The organism is Chloroflexota bacterium, from assembly GCA_016875535.1.
Classification (GTDB): domain Bacteria; phylum Chloroflexota; class Dehalococcoidia; order SHYB01; family SHYB01; genus VGPF01.
The window spans coordinates 1-19050 of the sequence record VGPF01000029.1; the positions used below are offsets into that span (position 1 = coordinate 1).

Consider the following 19050-nt stretch of genomic DNA (forward strand, 5'->3'; position numbering starts at 1 on the left):
CATCGCTACGCGACGCCAGAGCAAGCACGCCGTCAGTTGCTCGCTTGCCCTGTGGTTGCCGCATGAATACAATCACATCACTGTCCAAGAAATCAGGGGCGGTACAGGTCGTCTCTACGAAAACCGGCAGACCGCTGACTTTCAAAGGTGCTGAAATTGACCCCACCGTTCTAAAGCAGACGCTTCAAAGCGGGTTAGCTCCGTCTGATCTTGCTAATGTCCGTATTGGGAACTTTCTCAAGAGCGCACCTGCAGAGCCGATCAATGCCATTGTCGCCAACCCGCCGTATGTTCGCCATCACAGAATTCCACAGAAAGACAAAGTCCTGCTAAGGGCTATCGGGACATTACCTACGGGTCAAAAAATCGATGGCCGTGCAGGACTTCACATCTATTTCTTTATCCAGTCCCTGAGACTTCTCGCTCCAGGCGGACGATTGGCAATTATTCTACCTGCAGATTCCTGTGAGGGCGTCTTTGCCGGCGGCCTCTGGTCATGGATTCTGGCCGACTTCCGCTTGGATGGCGTCATTACATTTGATGCAACTGCCACTCCATTCCCACATATAGACACAAACGCCGTGATCTTTCTCATTGTCAAGAAGGAACCCAAGCCGGTCTTCTCCTGGGTGCGGGTTCATCAAAACGAAACGCCATTCCTCGCGAAGTGGGTCGCACGGCCAAGCGACGTGCCGCCGAGCGATGATTTCACTGTATATACGCGATCCCTGAGCGAAGGCCTCGCTACAGGGCTGAGCAGGTTCCCTGCAAAGGCCAACCACAATGCTCCAACGCTAGGGGACTACGCGAGAGTAATGCGAGGAATCGCCTCTGGAAACCAGGACTTCTTCTTCCTCACGAGTGAACAAGTAAAATCCCGGGCCATTCCGTCAAAATTTTTTATTCGAGCGATCGGTAGGACCCGGGACGTTGCCTCTGACGTAATTACTCCGGAAACTCTCGTGGCCCTTGAAAAGAGAAACCGTCCAACCTGGCTCCTTTCTCTAGATAGCCGCGGACTGGCGAGCTTCCCACGTCAACTCCAGCAGTACCTCCTAAGAGGTGAGCGCATGGGTCTCCCGGGGAAAGCTCTTCTAAGCCAACGACGGCCTTGGTACAAGATGGAAGTGCGCAAGGTGCCCCCCTTCTTGTTTGCCTACCTCGGAAGAAGGAATACCCGGTTCATTCGAAACGATGCTGGTGTCGTACCCCTTACAGGCTTCTTGTGCGTCTATCCTTTTGATTGCACTCCAGAGGGCATTCACAAGATGTGGCGAGTCCTTAACCATCCTGACACACTTGCAGGTCTTGCTTTGGTCGGCAAGTCGTATGGCCAAGGCGCACTCAAAGTTGAACCTCGGGCATTGGAGCGCCTTCCCCTACCTGAAAATGTGCTCCGAGAAGTCGGGCTCAACCTTCTGCTGGCAAAGCAACCTGGCATGGAACAGAACGGCCACCCTACCCGAACGGGCGGCTTCCAAGGCAATCGCTTTACCGAGGATCCTTCTCCCGTAAGGAACGTCAGAGCAAGAGCACAGTTGCCACTCCCGATCGGGTGACAATTTAGGGTTGGAATTAGCCGCTTGACACCACTGCCTATTCTGCGTAGTATTGTCTCGTAAGCACAAAAAGCTTACACCTCCGCCAGGACAGAGAGCCGGGGAGGCGCAAAACTGGCCGCGTTCCTTGCTCCATGGGCCTGGAACCGGTTAGCTGAGCGCCTCCCCTTTTCTTTGCCCGGCGCGCTTGCGGGACGATCGCCCGCGATCGCGCGGTGGAGGAGTAACAGGCGTTGCGTGGGCGGGTGACCGATGCAGTGGCGTTGCGGACGGTTGGAACGTGCGGAACCGGGGCACAGGCCCCGTGGTAGAACATGGCCGCGCCGGTCGGCAGTCCGGCGCGGTGTTGTAGGGAGCGGCGTACACCGCTCCCTACATACACGCGGCCCGTTGGAGCGGGCCGCCTCCTGCAGACTCACATGCGAGACTGGCGGGTTGACACCGGTCGCCTTGGAGAACGGTAAGTCGCCCCGCCGCCCTCCCAGCGGCGGACTCCATGCGTCCTGCTCGTCCCGGCCGAGTCGCTCTTCGCAGGGAAACGGCAGGACAAGCTAGAGTCTCGCAAACTTTCTTCCTCTTGCAGTGTGACCGGAAGGACCGAACACAAAACCGCCCACGCAACGCCGATCAAAACCCCAAACGCCAAGACGAACAACAAGGAGAAAAACCAGAGAGCAGGATGAAAAGCTAGCGGGACATGCGAAGCAGGCGGCGAGGGTCGAAGCGCCAGAGGGCGCGCTTGATGAGGTCGCCGCGGAGGGCGCGCCAGGCATCTTCGATAACGCGGCGCTCCTGCTCGGTGACGGGGCGGCCCGTGTAGCGCGCCTTGACGTAGCCCGCGGCGACGGTCCCCGCCTGCTTGCGGTCTACGCCGATGGCGGCGGCGAGGGCGGCGGCGTATTCGCCGGGCGTCTCTTCGCGCTCGGGCGCCTTCCAGACGAGCGTTCCCAGGCGCGACATGCGGTCGTAGATGCCGTGAGCGTAAGGCAGACCGACGAACCGCGACTGCCAGGTGACGAAGACGAGGGCGAAGATGCCAAGGGCCAAGGCCAGAAGCGCGCCGATGGCGAGGCCGATCTTCTTGAAGATGTCGGCGAAGAGTTGTCCCACTGGCTCGTCCTGCACGGGCAGGACGACATCGGCCGGGGGAGGGAAATCGAGGTTCTGGAACTCATCGAAGAACTCGGGGAAGCTCTCGCCCGCGCCGGAGAAGAGCGAGTCGTCGAACTCGGTGCGGATGGGCCCGCGCTCGATAGGCTCGAAGGAGGGCGAAGGCTCGAAGGGGAGCCAGCCGTAGGTGGGGAAGTAGACCTCCGGCCAGCTGTGGGCACCCGAAAGCCGGACGGTGAAACTCCCGGTCGTCTTATCGGCGATGCCGCTGGAATAGCCTGTGGCGAGCCTGGCCGGGATGCCTGCGGCGCGGAGCATGACCGTCATGGCGGAGGCGAAGTAGTCGCTGTAGCCGGCCTTCTGCGCGAAGAGGAAATAGTCCACGGCGTCCACGTTCACCGGGGGCGGCTCGATGGCGTAGGTCTCCGTGTAACCTGCGCGCAGCATATCGGAGAGCGCCAGGGCCTTATCGTAGGCGTTGAAGGCTGAGCGGGTCGTCTCGATGGCCAGGTCGCGCACGCGCTTGGGGAGGCTGTCCGGCAGGGCCAGATAGTTGTCCGCCACCCACTTGGGATAGTTGCTCCCGGCGGCGCGCAGCTCCGTCTCCGTGGCCACGGAGACGGAGGAGATCACGTCGTAGGTGGAATCGGCCTTCAGCCTGCCGGTGCTGCGGATGGAGAGGATATCGGGCGTCGCGGATCCCGTTCTCGTGACGACGACGGCGCCCCTGCGCTCCTGGACGATCTTCGTCTCCGAGGGCAGGAGGCGCTCCATCTCGGCGATGCTCGGGCGCTGCTGGACGATGCGCGTGGCGGCGCGGGCGAGATCGGCGGGCAGGCCTGCGTTGGAGCCGCCGCTGAGGTCTATCTGGAAAGTGCGCGGGACGGAGACTTCCAGGACGCTGGGGATGCTGACATCCTCCGGCGTTCCCCCGGCGAAGAGGACTTCGGATGGCACGTGGAACTGGATGCGCTGGGCGATGACCTCGCGCTTGCGGAAGGCCGGCTGGTCCGGGTTCGCGGCGGGCACATCGGCCTCTTTCACCGATTGCCGAAGGGAGGAGTTGGCGACCCAGCCCTGGCCTTGATACTGGTCGTAGGTTTGGCCCTTCCAATAGGTGGGATAGTCCGTGGTGACGCTGAAGACGGGCCCGGTTCCCGGGCTGACTCTGCCGCGCAAGGCCAGCGCCGGGCCGAAGCTGTGCAGGGGCGTCGCCTTCTTGGAGGCCACGCCGGCGAAGACGCGCTCGAAATCGTCCTCCATCCCGGCCCAGGGCTCCCGCGCGGCCTGGTAGGTATCGTGCAGGGGAGCGATGACGACCTTCTTGGTGGGGATGCTCCATCCCACCAGGAAGACGGCGGTGGAGAGGAGAAGCACGTTCCCGGCGAAGGCGAACCTGCCGGTGCGCGTCGTCAGCCCTTGGGACTGCCACTGCTCCGTGCGGCTGACGTAGTAGACCCGGGCCAGGAGGCCGACGGAGAAGACGAGGAAGAAGAAGAGCGGCACCGGATAGCCGGAGGGAGGGAGGTACGTTTGATTGGTGAGCAACACGGCCGCCGGGACAACAACGGCCACCCACGACCAGCGCAGGCGGAAGAGGGCCCATGAGGCGAGGTAGGCCATGAGGAATGCGCCTGCGACGAGGCCGAAGACGAAGGGCAATCTATCGTTGCTGATGCCCTGGCTGCCGATCTGGGAGAGCCAGGTATCAAAGCGGCTGAACATCTCGCTGAACTTGGCAGTGATGCCGCCTTCCGTGAGCGTGCCCGCCGTCTCAAAGAGCGCAAGGCCGAAGCCCGCGCCGAGGCCGAGGGGGAAGAAGAGCAGTTGGCCCTTCTTTCCCCAGGGAGCGCGGGCCACCAGCAGGGCGATGAACATGCCGAGGATGGTCACGAGCCAGAGGCGCGGCTCCGGGCGCACCCAGTGAGCGGTCTGGACGTTCATCACAGTGACCAGGAGGACCATCAAGAGGCAAAAGAGGCTCAGCCAGCCGACGGCCGGCGTGAGGGCGGAGTGACGCGTGTCCCACAGTCCTTTGGGAGGCGGCTTGGCCTTTCTTGAGCCTGGGGTTGTGAAGTAGCTGGCCACGTTTTCCTCAGGAGGCTCGAGCGCCGATGGGCTGCATGAAGCGATCGTGGGCGCGGGCGGTCATGCCGACGGCCGTGAGGCCTGCGGCAGGCTCCGCGCCCGCGGGGATGGTGTACGAGGGGACGCCGAGGGCGGCGACGCGCACGGCGACGGCCGGGGGCGCGGGAGCGGCTTCGCGCTCGTTTTCAACAACGACGCTGGTGATGCGCGATTTGCGCTGGAGGAGATGGCGCACGCTGTTCAGCCACTCTTCATCAAGGGAGGGCGTGATGATGGCGACAGAGGAATAGCGGCCGATCTTGGTGGAGAGCTCGGCGATGAGATCGAAGAGGGGCGTGTTGCCGGTGGCGCGCACTTCGGCGAGAGCATCCATGATGCGCAGAAGGTGGTCCGGCCCGCGCTGGGGGGCGATGGAGAAGCGCTCGCTGCCGTGGGCGAGGAGTCCCACCGGGTAGCCGCGTTCGGCGTAGCGCGTGCAGATGGAGGCGGCCATGGTGACCACCATCTCTTCGATATCGCGCCCGGCGGGGCCGCTGTTCGCGCGCTTCTCCATATCGGCCACGACCCAGATGCTGTTGGAGGGCTCCATCTCGAACTCTTTGACCATGATGCGCCCGTGGCGGGCGGTGGCCTTCCAAGAGATGCTGTTGAGGCTATCGCCGTTCACGTAGTCGCGGAGGGTGAAGGCGCTGGTGGTGACGTGCTGGCTGCGGATGTGGACGGGCCCTTCGCCGGGAAGGTCCGCCGGCAGGAGGAGGAAGCCGGGCAGATCGGCTGCCACCGGGTGGACGATGAGCTTCTGGGCCTGGCCGATATTGCGCTGGAGGCGATAGAGGCCGAAGGGGTCGGAGGTATAGAGCTTCAAGGGGCCGATCTTGTAGAGGCCGCGCTGGGGACAGGGGACTTCCAGGTCCACCTTTACATCCTCGAAGCCCTCCAGGCCGATGACGGCGCCGGGGGACTTGACCGGCATATCCGTCTGCTCCTGCACCTCCACAAGGCCGTGGAGGAAGCTGTGCCGCCGTCTGGCGGAGACGGTCTCCACCAGGGGCTGGCCCGCGCTGGTGCGCAGGGTGGCGCGCCGGACGCTCACGGAGATGCCCCGGGCCATCACGATGACCCAGATGAGGCTGAAGAGGAGGAGGAGGCCGAAGACGTAGAACATGCGCAGGAAAACGGGGAAGCCCGTCGCCAGCGCATAGACCAGGACGATCAGCGTGATGATGAGCAGGACGCGAGCGCGCCGCACAACCTGCCTCGCTGTCTTCTAAGGGGCCGCACAGACCGCCGAAACCGGCCCATTGTAGCATCAGTACGCCCGATTTCGAGCGTACGGATGTACCTCAAGAGGCGAGAAGGTCGTACAATCGAATGGCTGCTAGGCAAAGGCAAGCGTTACACAGGGGCAGCCCGCATGTCCGTCTCCGAGGCCCTCGATTTCGTCCGAACGCACCATATGGCGGTGCTCTCCACCTTCCGCAAGGACGGGAATGCGCAGATGAGCATCGTGACGGCGGGAGCGCTGGACGGGCACATCGCCTTCACCACCAGGGGAGAGGCGGCCAAGCTGGCGAACCTGCGCCGCAACCCCAGGTGCAGCCTGCTGTGCGCCTCCCGGGACTGGCGGACGTACATCGTAGTGGAGAGCATGGCCGAGGTGCGGGACCTGAGCAAGGACAACCCGGACCGGCTGCGGCTGCTGCTGCGGGACGTCTATCACGCCTGCGCCGACAAGGAGCATCCGAACTGGAGCGAGTATGACGAGGCGATGCGCGAACAGCGGCGGGCGGTTATCATGATGAATCCATCGCGCGTGTACGGAACCGCATAGGATCACCCCATGACAACGCCATCGCCCGCCGACCAAGAGCGCCTTCTCCGCGACCTGCTGAAGCTGAACGGCTTTGCCGTGACGGACGAGCTGGTGAAGCGGCTGCTCCCAGAGATAGGCAACACGGAACGCACATCGGCGCGGCTGCGGGACGCGGCGCTGGACCATAGGCAGGAGCCGGTGATCACGTTCGACCCGCGGACGGGCGCGGCGTAGCGGCGACGCCTTCGAAAGAGCCACGCATGCCAGGGAAACGCTCTCCTTCAGACCCGCCTGTCATCGGCATCACGATCTTTGAGCGGGAGAAGGCGGCCTACGCCGAGGCGATCCGCGCCGCCGGGGGCGAGCCGCGGTGGATCGCGCTCAAGACGATGGGGAGCGCGGAGCAGATGCTGGATTCGCTTGACGGGCTGGTGCTCACAGGGGGCGCGGACGTGGAGCCGCGGCTCTACGGCGAGGCGGAACGGCCGGAGGCGCACGTGGAGACGAGCCCGGAACGGGACGCGAAGGAGTTCCCGCTCATCGAGCGGGCGCTGGCGCGGGGCGACTTCCCGGTGCTGGGGATCTGCCGGGGGATGCAGGCGCTGAACGTGGCGATGGGGGGCAAGCTGATCCAGGACCTGCCGAACCACCGGCTTGTGGAAGAGGGGAAGCGGCTGCACGAAATCTTTGTGCCCCCGGGGTGCAGGCTGACGCACCTGCTGGGGATCGGCGGATTCATGAAAGTGAACAGCAGGCACCATCAGGGGGCCACGCTCCTGGAGAAGGCGCCGGGGTTGCTGGTGAGTGCGTTTTCCCTGAAAGATGGTATAATCGAGGCCCTCGACAGCCCCCGGGGAAACCACCGGTGGGTAGTGGGGGTGCAATGGCACCCTGAGAATCGCGACCAGCTCGCAGCGTTTCACCAGCGGCTCTTCACGCGATTTATCGAGGCAGCCAAAGGACAAGACGTCTGACATGGCCCGCGACCCGTATATACACTAGGCCCTCTCCGTAGGGCCTTTTTTGTTCCCATCGCGGACGGTCTGAGGAGGACCAGTGGTCACTGAGCAAAACGGCAACGGCAACGTAGGCATCATCAAGCCCATCAAGCTTGAAGAGGAGATGCGGAGCTCGTACCTGGATTACGCGATGAGCGTGATCGTCTCCCGCGCGCTGCCCGATGTGCGCGACGGGCTGAAGCCGGTGCAGCGGCGCATCCTGTACGGCATGCACGAGCTGGGCATCCGCCCCAACAGCGCGTACAAGAAGTGCGCCCGCATCGTCGGCGAGGTGCTGGGCAAATACCACCCGCACGGGGACGCGCCGGTGTACGACGCCCTGGTGCGCATGGCCCAATCGTTCTCCATGCGGTACCCGCTGATAGACGGGCAGGGGAACTTCGGCAGCGTGGACAACGACCCGCCCGCAGCCATGCGCTACACCGAGGCGCGGCTGGCGCGGATCGCGGAAGAGATGCTGGTTGACATCGAGAAAGAGACGGTGGACTTCTCGCTGAACTTCGACAGCTCGCTGAGCGAGCCGACGGTGCTGCCGGCGCGGCTGCCGAACCTGCTGGTGAACGGCACGTCCGGCATCGCGGTGGGCATGGCGACGAACATCCCGCCGCATAACCTGAGCGACGTGTGCGACGCCATCGCGCACCTGATCGAGCGCGAGGACGCGAGCATAGACGACCTGATCGCCATCATCAAAGGCCCGGACTTCCCCACGGGCGCGATCATCATGGGCACGGAAGGGATCAAGAACGCCTACCACACGGGGAACGGCAAGATCGTGGTGAAGGCGCGGGCCTCCGTGGAGGACATGGCGAAGTCCGGGCGGCAGATGATCGTGGTGACGGAGCTGCCGTACCAGACGAACAAGGCGGCGCTGATCGAGAAGATCGCGGAGCTGGTGAAGGACAAGCGGATAGACGGGATCAGCGAGATCCGGGACGAATCGGACCGGAAGGGGCTGCGGATCGTGATCGAGCTGCGGCGCGACGCGATCGGCGAATCGGTGCTGAACAACCTGTACAAGCTGACGGCGCTCAAGTCGTCATTCTTCGTCAACATGCTGGCGCTGGTGGACGGCCAGCCGCGGGTGCTGAACCTGCGGGAGATCCTGCAGCAGTACATCGCGTTCCGGCAGGAGGTCATCACCCGCCGCTCGCGCTTCGACCTGCAGAAGGCGCAGGAGCGGGCGCATATCCTGGAAGGGCTCATCATCGCGCAGGACAACCTAGACGCGGTGATCAAGACGATCCGCGAATCGGCGGATGCGGAGACGGCGCGGACGAACCTAATGACGCGCTTCGGCCTCAGCCCGCCGCAGGCGCAGGCGATCCTGGACATGCAGCTCCGCCGCCTGGCGGCGCTGGAGCGCCAGAAGATCTTGGACGAGCATGCGGAGCTGAAGAAGCAGATCGCCTATCTTGAAGATCTGCTCGCCCATCCCAAGAAAATCCTGGGCGTGGTGAAGGACGAGACGCTCACGCTGAAGGAAGCGTACGGCGAAAAGCGCGCCACGGAGATCTCCGGACAGGAAGACCGGGAGTTCACGGACGAGGACCTGATCCCGCACATGGACGTGGTGGTCTCCATCAGCAATCGCGGCTACGCCAAGCGGCTGACGGTGGACTCGTACCGCGTCCAGCGGCGCGGCGGCACGGGCGTGCGCGGCATGACGACGCGGGAGATGGATGTGGTGCAGCACCTGCTGATCGTGGACACGCACGACCACCTGCTGTTCTTCACGAACAAGGGGCGGGTCTTCCACTCGAAGGTCTACCGCATGCCCCAGGAGGCGACGCGGGCCGCGAAGGGCACGCCGCTCATCAACCTCATCCCCATCGCGCCCGAGGAGCTGGTGACGGCGGTGGTCTCCATCCGGGACTTCAACCGCGACCAGTACCTGATGATGATGACGAAACGCGGGCGGGTGAAGCGAACCCAGCTGAAGGAGTTCGCCTTTGTGATGGCGCGCACCTCCGGCATCATCGCGATCAAGCTGCGCCCCGGAGACGAGCTGGTCTCCAGCTGCATCGTGGAGAACCAGGACCACGTCATCGCCGTGACGAACAACGGGAAGGCGGTGCGGTTCCCTGTGGCGGACGTGCGGCCGCAGTTCCGAAACGCAGGCGGCGTGCGGGGCGTGAAGATAGACAAGGACCACGGCGTGCTGTACATGGCCAAGGTCCGCGAGAGCGCGTATATGCTGGTGGTGGGCCAGAAGGGCCTGGGCAAGCTCACCGAATTGAAGGACTACCCGTGGCACCATCGCGGGACGGGCGGCGTGCTGACGCTGCGCATCACGGACAAGACGGGCCCCGTGGCCGCCGCGTGCGTGGTGGACCTCGACGACGACCTGATGGTGACGACGAAGAAGGCGCAGATGCTGCGGACGACGCTCCGGCAGATCCGCATCACGGGGCGCGCGGCCCAGGGCGTCCGCATCATTGACCTGGACGAAGGCGATACCGTCGCCACCGTGGCCTACTTCAGCGGCAAGCAAGAAGAGGGCGAGCCGCTGCCGCCTTCGGCCCCCGGCCCGGCGGTGGAGGGGACGACGGCGGTGCAAGCCGCCCTTCCCGAGCCGACGGCGGAGGATGAGGGCGACGAAGACGAAGAAGGAGCTGAGGAAGAGGCAGCCGAGGAGAAGACGGAGGCGAAAGCGGCCGAGACGCCGAAGCGCGGTCGTGGGCGACCGAGAAAGGTTGCGGCCCCCGAAGCGCCAGTGGCAACACCGCCACAAGCTCAGGAGCAACCGAAACGCGGGCCTGGGCGGCCGAGGAAGGTCGTCACGCCCGAAGCGCCTGCGGCGGCAGTCACTCCGCCTGCGCAGGAGACGCCTACGCCAAAGAGGCGCGGCAGACCGCCCGGCTCCGGGAAGAAGCAGGTCGCACAACCACCTGCTGTCCAGGCGCAACCGAAGCGTCGCGGCAGACCGCCCGGCTCCGGGAAGAAGGCCGCCGAAGCCTCCACAGCGCCAGCGCAGCCGAAGCGCCGCGGCAGACCGCCCGGCTCGGGGAAGGCGAAGGCGGTTGAGGTTGCAGCGCCGCGAAAGCGCGGTCGCCCGCCGGGATCAGGCAAGGCGAAGGCAACAGCGCCGTCCGCGCCCAAGCGCCGCGGCAGGCCGCCGGGCTCGGGCAAGGGCAAGGCCGCGCCGAAGGCAGTGGCAAAGCCGACGGTGAAGGCGAAGCTGAAGGGAAAGGCCAAGCCGCCTGGAAGGCCGAAGGGGAAGGCGCGGGCGAAGGCGCTCACACGACCAAAGGCCAGAATCACGGCCAAGGCACGAGCAAAGCGACGCTGATCCGCAGTCTCATGAGATGTCAACGGCCCCTCCGTTAACGGAGGGGCCGTTTTTGTTAGCTCACTGTGCCGAAGCACGCAAATTCATTGCTTCATTCGGGAGACTATCTTCTGGATCGCTACCCGCACCGGCGGAAGGTCGTTCATCACTGTCTGCCATAAAATAGCGGAGTCAACACCGAAGTACTCGTGGGCCAAGATGTGTCGCATCCCACGCATCTTGCTCCAGGGCACTTCAGGGTGCTGACGTTCCAGCGCTACTGGAATGTGTCTGGCCGCCTCTCCGATGACCTCTAGGTTCCGCACAACGGCATCTATGGTCTTCGTGTCGCGCTTGAATTCCTCTAAGGAAAGACGTTCGCAGTAGCGTTGGATCCGCGAGATGGCGTCAAGGATGTCCTCTAGACGGAGCTTCGGATCCCTACGCCGCATGGATAGCTTCGCCGAGGATCTTGTCACGCATCTGCGGCTTGAGCGCGTCCGCCGTTACGAGGTCTACGGGCCGCCCCAGAAGATGCTCCAGCTCTGTTTTGAGGTCGAGAAAGGCGAAGAGGCCGATGGGTTGGCTGAACTCAACAAGGACGTCAACATCGCTGCCGGGCCGCATCCGGTCACGCGCCACAGAGCCGAATAGCGCAAGCCTTTTGACGTTATATTTTCGACGCAAGTACGGCAAGCGTCGCTGGAGCAGTTGTCCGATCCGAGCTGCTTCAGGTGGGCGTTGGGATGGGCCTTTGTTCATAGCAAGCCTATTTTAGCATCGGCAAGGGACCCCCAAGAGTCACATGCGGCTAGCAGTCCCGGCCAGCGCCTAAAAGATGCTGCGTCCATCCGAAAGGAAAGGCGCTCCGCCTTCGGGGGGAGGGGGGCATCGCGCGTGCTGAGCGCTCGGCGCGGCTACATCTGTGGGGGGACGACGGAAGTGAGCTTGCCCATGTACCAGACGACAGGCTTGCCTTCGTAGAGATCCATCTCGTCCACTTTGCCGAGGAAGATGGTGTGGTCGCCGCCAGGGTACTTCGCGTGGACCTGGCAGTCCAAATAGGCGAAGGAGCCCTCGAGAATCGGATAGCCCCGGCCGGACTTGCGGAACTTGAAGGGCGGCTGTCCCGATGTATCGTTCCTGGCGAAGTAGCGTAGTTCCGGCTCTTGGGATTCAGTCAGCAAGTTCATCACGAAGCGGTCGGACTTGCTCATGAGGGGAAAGCTGCGGACTTTGTGGTCCACGGAGACGACGACGAGGAAGGGCTCAAGGGAGAGGGAGAGGACGGCGTTGGCGGTAAGGCCGTGAACGGTATGTCCATCGGCCTCGTAGAAGGTGATGACGCTGACGCCGGTGGGAAAGCGCGACCAGGTCTTGCGGAAGAGGTCCTTGTTCGCTTCGGGACTCATCGTAGCCTCATTCTCTTGTGCAATGGCTGACGGCACATCATCATAGGGACGGGTATCTGAATTGACAAGGGAGCGATGATTAGGCGCAGATAATCGCCACCCCATGAGGTGCGAAGGATGCCTGAACTAGCGATCGTTCTGCCGGCGGGCTATGGCCAGCTGCGGGCCATCGGCGATGCGGCCAGGCGCGCGGAGGCGAAGGGCTTCTCCGCCGTCTACTCGCCGGAGGGGAACAGCGATAGTCTGGCGAACATGCTCACCGCCGCGCTTGCGACGAGCCGGGTGGGGCTCGGCACGGCGATCTCCAATATCTACCTCCGCCATCCCGTTCTAACCGCCGCAAGCGCCGCCCACGTGTGGGAAGTCTCCGGCGGACGGTTCACCCTAGGCTTGGGCACAAGCCACCGCCTGCTGAACGACGGGCGCGGCATCCAGATCGTGAAGCCGCTGGAGACGATGCGGAACTATGTGCGAGACGTGCGGCGGTTCCTGCCCCGGGACCATCCGGTGCCGATCCACATCAGCGCCTTGCGCAAGGGGATGTCGCGCCTGGCTGGAGAGGTGGCGGACGGTGTCATCTTCAACCTGGTGCCGGTGAGCAAGCTGCCGGAGGCCATCGCCGCCGTCCGCGAGGGAGAGGCGAGGCGCGCGGACAAGAAGCGGGTCAAGATCACGACGTTTCTGGGCGCGTGCGTGCATCAGGACGTGCACGCCGCCCGCGAGACGGCAAGGAAGATGCTTGCTTTTTACCTGCGGCTGGAGTACTACCGCAATGCGCTGACGGAGTACGGCTACGGCGACGTAGCGGCGGAGGCCGGGAGGCTCTTCGCCGCGGGCGATGAGAAGGGAATGACAAAGGCCGTCCCCGATTCGTTATTGGACGAGTTCATGCTCTACGGTCCCCGCGAGCGGTGCCTGGAGCACCTGCAGCGGTACTACGCCAAGGGCATCGAGCTGGCCATCATTTCCGCGCGGGATCCATCGGACAGTTTCACCAAGGGCTTTGAAGCGGCCGTGGAAGGGCTTGCGCCCGGGGCGCGCTAAGAAAGCCACGCCTATGGGAGCGCGCCGCACCACCAAGTCGAAGCGGGCCTTCGCGCGGCTCGACCGCTACATCGCGGGAGGCTCCACGCGGGGCGGCGTGCTCTCCGGCAGCTACCCGATCTTCCTTGACCACGGCGAGGGCTGTTCCGTCTATGACGCCGACGGCAATCGCTACATTGACTTCATCAACGCGAGCTTCGCGCTGCCCTTCGGCCACAATTTCGCGCCCGTCCGCAGAGCCATCGCCTCCCAGGTAACAAAGGGGACCTTTTTCACAGCCCACAATGAGACGGAGACGGAGCTGGCGCGCCTTCTCTGCGAGCGCGTCCCATCCATCGAGCGGCTGAAGTTCTGCAACTCCGGCACGGAGGCGACGATGTTCGCGGCCCGGGCCGCGCGCGCCCTGACGGGGCGCATGAAGCTCGCCAAGATGGCGGGCGGCTTCCACGGCACGAACGACGTGCTCTCCACGGGCCTGGGCCTGATGTCCGGCGGCATCCCGGACGACGGCGACTACAATCCGGTGAAGCAAGCGGCCATCGGCATACCGCCTGCGATCGCCGGGGATGTTGTACTGCTCTCTTTCAACAATCCGACCTATTGCGAGGCGGTCATCGAGCGGCACAAGAAGGAGCTTGCGGCGGTCTTTGTGGAGCCGGTGATGGGCGCGGCCGGGATGATCCCGCCCAGGGAGGGTTTCCTGCAGTTCCTGCGCGAGATCACGAAGCGCTACGGCATCTTCCTGATCTTCGACGAGATGATCAGCATGGGGATCGCGCGCGGCGGGGCGCAGGAGTACTACGGCGTGACGCCGGATATGACGTGCTGCGGCAAGATCATCGGCGGGGGGATGCCCATCGGCTGCCTGGGCGGCAGCGAAGCGGTGATGGCCGTCTTTGATAGGCGCAAGCGAACGCCGATCGTGAACCACGGGGGCACCTTCGCGGGGCATCCCCTTTCGATGGCGGCGGGGGCGGCCCAGCTGCGGGCGATGACACCGGCGGTCTACCGCCGTCTGCACCACCTGGGCGACCTGCTCCGCTCCCGGCTGCGGGCCATGATCGCTGAGGTGGAGGCGCCGATCCAAGTGACGGGCGTGGGACAGCTCTTCGCCTTCCATGTGGCGCGACACGAGGTCTACAACTACGAGACGGCGTGGAAGGGCGACGCCAAAAAGGCCCAGGAGATCATTGATTCGATGACCAAACGAGGCATCTTCCAGACGCGCACAACGCGGGGCGCGGTGAGCTACCCGATGACGGAGAGCCACATCGAGGCGTATGCGACGGCGATGCGAGAGGCCATCATCGAAAACGGCCTAGCGGGCGGCTAGCGATGTTCCTCCACCACGTCCAGTTCGAGGTTGTGCCGGAGAAGCTCGCGGCTTGGGAGAGCTACATCCCGGACTACCTGGCGGTTCAGGCGAAGCAGCCGGGCGGCGTCTCCTTCCGCATCCTGAAGGTCCTTGGGCATGGCTATCGCTATATCGCCCTGCGCGAGTGGCTGACGAAGGGCGATTCGGAACGGGCCAAGGCGAACCCGGAGGTCTTTGCGGCAGGCCGCCCCGCCCGAGAGGGGGGCTTCTACGCCGGGCCCGCCGTGTGGACGGACTATGCCGTGTTCGACATGGTCTGGGGCCCGCGGGGAAGCGGCGAGTTCGTGAAGCCGGGGCTCTACGTGCAGGAGGTGCGCGGCGGAGTGGCGCCGGAGAAGTACGCGGCGTGGCGCCCCTACCAGCGCAACTTCATGTCCGTGATGGCGCGCCAGCCCGGCGTGGTGGCGGAAGAGGCCTGCGCCCTCTCCACGGATAGGCACCGGTTCATCTTTCTGCGCACCTTTTCCAACCGGCAGGCAGCCGAGGTGACGCCAGAGGTCGCGCCCTCCGCGGAGGTGGACTTGGCCCGCAAGCCCGCGGCGGACCTGAAGCTCTATGAGGGAGGCCCGGGAACGCAGATCACGAACTGTTCGGTGTACGCTAGTGTATGGGGACGGGAAGGCCCGCAGGCTTACCAGCGCTTCATGGAGAGCCTGGAGGCAGTCTAGCCCGCCCTTACAGAGGAGCCTCCGGCATGACCACCAACAACCACCAAAGCGCCTTTGCGCAAGTGACATCGTTCTTTGACGAGGCGGCCGACCGCATCCGGCTCGATGACAACCTTCGCGGCATCCTGCGAAAGCCGTGGCGAGAGCTGACCGTAGCCGTCCCGGTGCGGCTGGACAACGGCACGGTGAAGACGTTCACCGGCTACCGGGTGCAGTACAGCGCGGCGCGCGGGCCGTACAAGGGCGGAGTGCGCTATCACCCCAACGCCGACCTGGACGAGGTGCGGGCCCTGGCCGCCTTGATGACCTGGAAGACGGCGGTGGTGGAGATCCCGTACGGCGGGGCGAAGGGCGGCGTGGAGGTGGATATCAAGACGCTGAGCCAGCCGGAGCTGAACCGGATGACGCGCCGCTACACCCAAAGCATTGACCATATCATCGGCGTGAACCGTGATATCCCCGCGCCGGACCTGGGGACGAACTCGCAGACGATGGCGTGGATGATGGACGCCTACGGCCAGCTGCACGGCTATACGCCGGGCATCGTGACCGGCAAGCCTGTGGAGCTTGGCGGCTCCTACGGCCGCGAGGCGGCGCCGGGCCGGGGGTGCGTCTACGTCCTGGAGCAGGCGATGCAGGACTTCAAGCTGCCGCTGAAGGGTGCGAAGGTGGTGGTGCAGGGCTTCGGGCAGGTGGGAGGCTGGGCCGCCAAGCTCCTGCCGGCGCTGGGAGCGAAGGTGATCGCCGTCAGCGATGTGCAGGGCGGCGTGCACAATCCTAAGGGGTTGGACGTAGATGCGCTCCTGAAGTTCTACGATTCCACCGGGAGCGTCATCGGCTTCAAGGAGACGGAACGCATGGGCAATGCGGAGCTTCTGGAGGTGCCCTGCGACGTGCTCGTCCCGGCGGCCATCGAGAACGTCATCACGGAGAAGAACGCCGGAAGGCTCAAGGCGAAGGTCCTTTTGGAGGCGGCGAACCACCCGACGACGCCCGAGGCGGACAAGATCATGAACGACCGGGGCATCAAGGTCATCCCGGACATCCTAGCGAACGCGGGAGGGGTCGTCGTCTCATACTTCGAATGGGCGCAGAACATCCAGCAGTTCCGGTGGGACGAGACACGGGTGAACGACGAGCTGCGACGCATCATGTCGCGGGCATACACCGCTGTGCACCAGCGCGCCGTGAAGGACAAGCTCACCCTGCGCCAAGCGGCCTTCGTCGTCGCCATCGAGCGCGTCGCCCAGGCCGATCGGCTGCGCGGCTTCGTGTAGACCAAGGCCGATCTTTTGACCAAGGCGGTAGACTGAGGGTGTCCACACCCGCATCACAAGGAGCATGCCATGCAGCGCTCGCAGGACGAGATGGCGAAGGCGAACGGCAAGATCATCGGCGCAGCGACCCAGGCCAACGTGCGCTACCTAAAGTCGCTCAAGGACAAGGACTGGGAGAGCCCCACAGGGTGTGAGGACTGGAATATCCGCCGCCTGGCGGAGCACCTGGCGGGAGGCTCGGCGAACTATAGCGCCAAGATTCAGGAGGTCATCAACAAGCGACCTTCGAATGTCGGCGACCTGAAGCTGGCGACGCTGGACAACAAAGCGCTGGTGGACCTGATGGAGTCCAACTGCATGGCGATGGATGCGGCCCTCCAGAAGACGACTCCCACCCAAGCGACAACGACGGTGCAGATGAGCTGGGGCTCCGTGCCGCTGGCGAACGTGGCCGGGACATGGGCCAACGAGAGCGTCCTGCACGGGTGGGACCTGCAGATCGGGCGTAACCCGAATGCCGCGATCCCTGCCGACTGGGCGAAGGCGATGATCCCACGGGCGGAGGCGATCATCGGCGGGCCGCTGGCCGACCCGGAGGCGGCCATGAAATCGGAGGGCGTCTACCTCCTACAAGTGAGCGACGGCGTGGGCCCGAAAACGATTACGGTGAAGGACGGCAAGCTCAGCCTCACCCACGGCGCGGCGGCCAAGCCGGATGTGACCATCGCGCTGACGGCGGACCAGTACCTGCGCCTGCTGTGGGGACGGATGCCTCTGGAGTCCGAGGCCAAGAAGGGCCTGCTTGGCGTGATTCTGCGGCAGGGGGCCAAGGTGAAGGTCACCGGCAAGGCCAAGATGGCCAAGAACCTGAACGATATCTTCCAGGGCATCTAGGCGGACGCCCCCGGCGGTTGCAAGCGTGTAAAATGGGGCGAAGCGACGCAGGAGGCGGCCTATGGAGATGATGAAGCCGAAGCGGGATGTGAAGGTCTATAGACTGGGAGAGGAGCGGGTCCTTCCCCTGGGGCCGCTCAATTTCCACATCAAGCACCTCTATCTCATCATCGAAGGCAAGCACGATTGGGGCCCCTCCATTGACGTGCATGCCGAGGTGGATGGCAAGGATACGGAGGTCGTCAGCTTCGATTGCCTGGCCAACGGCCCCCACTACCATGCGCCGGGCTCCGCGCGGCCGACGCCGCTAGATCCCAAGGGCGTGGGAGACGGCTTCGACTGGTCCATGGGGATGATCCGCGACCACATGCCGGAGATGCTCTCCATGGCCGGGTACATGAGCCTCGCTAAGACGATAGACCGCGAGATGTTCGCCAGCCGCTGGCGCGAGGTGAGGCAGGCCATCCTGGAGAGCGCGCCCCCGGCCTACGCCGTCCCAGCCAATGCCCACGCCTAGCATCTACGTCACCCGCCGCATCTTCCCAGAGGCCATCGCTCTTCTTCGATCAGTCGCCGAGGTGCGCCAGTGGGAGTCCGACCTCCCGCCGCCCTACGAACGCCTCCTGGCTGAGGCCAAGCAGTCCGACGCGCTCTTCACCCTGCTGACCGACCGCATTGACGCTCCCTTGCTGGCCGCCGCGCCGCAGTTGCGTGTGGTGAGCAACATGGCCGTGGGCTATAACAACGTTGACGTGGCGGCGGCGACGGCGCGGGGCATCTACATCGGCAATACGCCGGGGGTGCTGACGGAAACGACGGCTGAGTTCGCCTTCGCCCTGCTGCTGGCCTGGGCGCGCCGCGTCCCGGAGGCGCAGCGCTTCGCCCGGGAGGGCAGGTGGAAGACGTGGGAGCCGATGAGCCTGCTTGGCGTAGACCTGCACGGGGCGACGCTGGGCATTGTTGGCGTGGGGCGAATCGGCGAGGCGATGGCGCGAAGGGCGCGAGCCTTTCAGATGCGTATCCTCTACCAGAGCCGGACGCGGAAACCGGCGCTGGAGCGGGAGCTGGGGATCATCTATGCCGGCCTCGACACCCTGCTTGCAGAGAGCGACTTTGTCAGCCTGCATGTGCCGCTGAACGCGGAGACGAGGGGACTCATCGGCGCGAGGCAACTGGCGAAGATGAAGCCGACGGCGGCGCTCATCAACACGGCGCGCGGCGATGTAGTAGACCAGGCGGCGCTCATCAAGGCGCTCCAGGCCAAGAGCATCGCCGGGGCGGCGCTGGATGTGACGGATCCGGAGCCGTTGCCGGCAGGCAACCCGCTCTATCAGATGGAGAACGTGCTGCTGACGCCGCACATCGCCAGCGCGAGCCGGGGAACGCGGTTGAGGATGGCGATGATGGCGGCGCTGAATATCGTGGATGTGCTGGAGGGGCGCGCGCCGACGCACTGCGTGAATTCGGAGGCCACAGGCCGCCGGCCCTCGCGCGCGCCCGCGTAGGAAATACACACTTGT

General features: G+C 64.5%; 16 protein-coding genes and 1 pseudogene. 12 read left to right on the plus strand and 5 right to left on the minus strand.

What is annotated here, in order from left to right:
• Positions 1–62: 62 nt before the first annotated feature.
• On the plus strand, positions 63–1559 hold the full coding sequence (locus FJ039_08635) for an SAM-dependent methyltransferase (GenBank protein MBM4406228.1): 1497 nt from the start codon (positions 63–65) through the stop codon (positions 1557–1559).
• Between the two features lie 687 nt (positions 1560–2246).
• Here the strand turns inward: FJ039_08635 and FJ039_08640 are convergent.
• The gene (locus tag FJ039_08640; GenBank protein ID MBM4406229.1) at positions 2247–4757 is read right to left on the minus strand and encodes a transglutaminase domain-containing protein; all 2511 of its coding nucleotides are present in this window, start codon (positions 4755–4757) and stop codon (positions 2247–2249) included.
• A gap of 7 nt (positions 4758–4764) precedes the next feature.
• A complete protein-coding gene (locus FJ039_08645; GenBank protein MBM4406230.1) occupies positions 4765–6006 on the minus strand; it encodes a DUF58 domain-containing protein in 1242 nt (413 codons plus the stop codon).
• A gap of 87 nt (positions 6007–6093) precedes the next feature.
• Here FJ039_08645 and FJ039_08650 point away from each other — a divergent pair, with 87 nt between their 5' ends.
• The 4 genes and pseudogenes from FJ039_08650 (at position 6094) to gyrA (ending at position 10071) form a co-directional block, all read left to right on the plus strand.
• A complete protein-coding gene (locus FJ039_08650; protein MBM4406231.1) occupies positions 6094–6588 on the plus strand; it encodes a TIGR03618 family F420-dependent PPOX class oxidoreductase in 495 nt (164 codons plus the stop codon).
• Between the two features lie 9 nt (positions 6589–6597).
• Positions 6598–6804, plus strand: a complete 207-nt coding sequence (locus FJ039_08655) for a hypothetical protein (GenBank protein MBM4406232.1) — start codon at positions 6598–6600, stop codon at positions 6802–6804.
• Positions 6805–6830: 26 nt separating this feature from the next.
• On the plus strand, positions 6831–7544 hold the full coding sequence (locus tag FJ039_08660) for a gamma-glutamyl-gamma-aminobutyrate hydrolase family protein (GenBank protein ID MBM4406233.1): 714 nt from the start codon (positions 6831–6833) through the stop codon (positions 7542–7544).
• A gap of 148 nt (positions 7545–7692) precedes the next feature.
• Positions 7693–10071: pseudogene (gene gyrA / locus FJ039_08665) on the plus strand (DNA gyrase subunit A).
• 893 nt (positions 10072–10964) lie between these two features.
• Here gyrA and FJ039_08670 read toward each other — a convergent pair.
• The 3 genes from FJ039_08670 to FJ039_08680 form a co-directional block, all read right to left on the minus strand.
• Positions 10965–11312, minus strand: coding sequence for a DUF86 domain-containing protein (locus FJ039_08670; protein MBM4406234.1), 348 nt, complete (start codon positions 11310–11312; stop codon positions 10965–10967).
• Positions 11302–11622: a nucleotidyltransferase family protein gene (locus FJ039_08675; GenBank protein ID MBM4406235.1), complete on the minus strand. Its 321-nt coding sequence runs from the start codon at positions 11620–11622 to the stop codon at positions 11302–11304. Before FJ039_08675 ends, FJ039_08670 begins: the two co-directional genes overlap by 11 nt.
• A gap of 155 nt (positions 11623–11777) precedes the next feature.
• Entirely contained in the window at positions 11778–12377 is a 600-nt protein-coding gene (locus FJ039_08680; protein MBM4406236.1) for a flavin reductase family protein, read from the minus strand.
• Between the two features lie 12 nt (positions 12378–12389).
• On the opposite strand from FJ039_08680, the gene FJ039_08685 reads away from it, so the two are divergent.
• The 7 genes from FJ039_08685 to FJ039_08715 all read left to right on the plus strand — a co-directional run bounded on the left by FJ039_08685 (position 12390) and on the right by FJ039_08715 (position 19035).
• Positions 12390–13316, plus strand: a complete 927-nt coding sequence (locus tag FJ039_08685; GenBank protein ID MBM4406237.1) for an LLM class flavin-dependent oxidoreductase — start codon at positions 12390–12392, stop codon at positions 13314–13316.
• Positions 13317–13329: 13 nt separating this feature from the next.
• Positions 13330–14649 (plus strand): aspartate aminotransferase family protein, encoded by a 1320-nt coding sequence (locus tag FJ039_08690; GenBank protein MBM4406238.1) that lies wholly within the window; start codon positions 13330–13332, stop codon positions 14647–14649.
• Between the two features lie 2 nt (positions 14650–14651).
• The gene (locus FJ039_08695) at positions 14652–15359 is read left to right on the plus strand and encodes a hypothetical protein (GenBank protein MBM4406239.1); all 708 of its coding nucleotides are present in this window, start codon (positions 14652–14654) and stop codon (positions 15357–15359) included.
• Positions 15360–15385: 26 nt separating this feature from the next.
• Positions 15386–16636, plus strand: coding sequence for a Glu/Leu/Phe/Val dehydrogenase (locus FJ039_08700; protein ID MBM4406240.1), 1251 nt, complete (start codon positions 15386–15388; stop codon positions 16634–16636).
• A gap of 69 nt (positions 16637–16705) precedes the next feature.
• Entirely contained in the window at positions 16706–17530 is an 825-nt protein-coding gene (locus FJ039_08705) for a maleylpyruvate isomerase family mycothiol-dependent enzyme (protein MBM4406241.1), read from the plus strand.
• A 61-nt stretch (positions 17531–17591) separates the two neighbouring features.
• On the plus strand, positions 17592–18047 hold the full coding sequence (locus tag FJ039_08710) for a hypothetical protein (protein ID MBM4406242.1): 456 nt from the start codon (positions 17592–17594) through the stop codon (positions 18045–18047).
• Positions 18034–19035 carry a D-glycerate dehydrogenase gene (locus FJ039_08715; protein ID MBM4406243.1) on the plus strand — a complete coding sequence of 334 codons (1002 nt, stop codon included), beginning with the start codon at positions 18034–18036 and terminating at the stop codon, positions 19033–19035. Before FJ039_08710 ends, FJ039_08715 begins: the two co-directional genes overlap by 14 nt.
• The last annotated feature ends 15 nt before the right edge of the window (positions 19036–19050 follow it).

Coding starts and splice junctions, on each gene's coding strand:
- FJ039_08635 (MBM4406228.1), top strand. CDS start 63: ATGAATACAATCACATCACTGTCCAAGAAATCAGGGGCGGTACAGGTC.
- FJ039_08650 (MBM4406231.1), top strand. CDS start 6,094: ATGTACCTCAAGAGGCGAGAAGGTCGTACAATCGAATGGCTGCTAGGC.
- FJ039_08655 (MBM4406232.1), top strand. CDS start 6,598: ATGACAACGCCATCGCCCGCCGACCAAGAGCGCCTTCTCCGCGACCTG.
- FJ039_08660 (MBM4406233.1), top strand. CDS start 6,831: ATGCCAGGGAAACGCTCTCCTTCAGACCCGCCTGTCATCGGCATCACG.
- FJ039_08670 (MBM4406234.1), bottom strand. CDS start 11,312: ATGCGGCGTAGGGATCCGAAGCTCCGTCTAGAGGACATCCTTGACGCC.
- FJ039_08675 (MBM4406235.1), bottom strand. CDS start 11,622: ATGAACAAAGGCCCATCCCAACGCCCACCTGAAGCAGCTCGGATCGGA.
- FJ039_08680 (MBM4406236.1), bottom strand. CDS start 12,377: ATGGGGTGGCGATTATCTGCGCCTAATCATCGCTCCCTTGTCAATTCA.
- FJ039_08685 (MBM4406237.1), top strand. CDS start 12,390: ATGCCTGAACTAGCGATCGTTCTGCCGGCGGGCTATGGCCAGCTGCGG.
- FJ039_08690 (MBM4406238.1), top strand. CDS start 13,330: ATGGGAGCGCGCCGCACCACCAAGTCGAAGCGGGCCTTCGCGCGGCTC.
- FJ039_08695 (MBM4406239.1), top strand. CDS start 14,652: ATGTTCCTCCACCACGTCCAGTTCGAGGTTGTGCCGGAGAAGCTCGCG.
- FJ039_08700 (MBM4406240.1), top strand. CDS start 15,386: ATGACCACCAACAACCACCAAAGCGCCTTTGCGCAAGTGACATCGTTC.
- FJ039_08705 (MBM4406241.1), top strand. CDS start 16,706: ATGCAGCGCTCGCAGGACGAGATGGCGAAGGCGAACGGCAAGATCATC.
- FJ039_08710 (MBM4406242.1), top strand. CDS start 17,592: ATGGAGATGATGAAGCCGAAGCGGGATGTGAAGGTCTATAGACTGGGA.
- FJ039_08715 (MBM4406243.1), top strand. CDS start 18,034: ATGCCCACGCCTAGCATCTACGTCACCCGCCGCATCTTCCCAGAGGCC.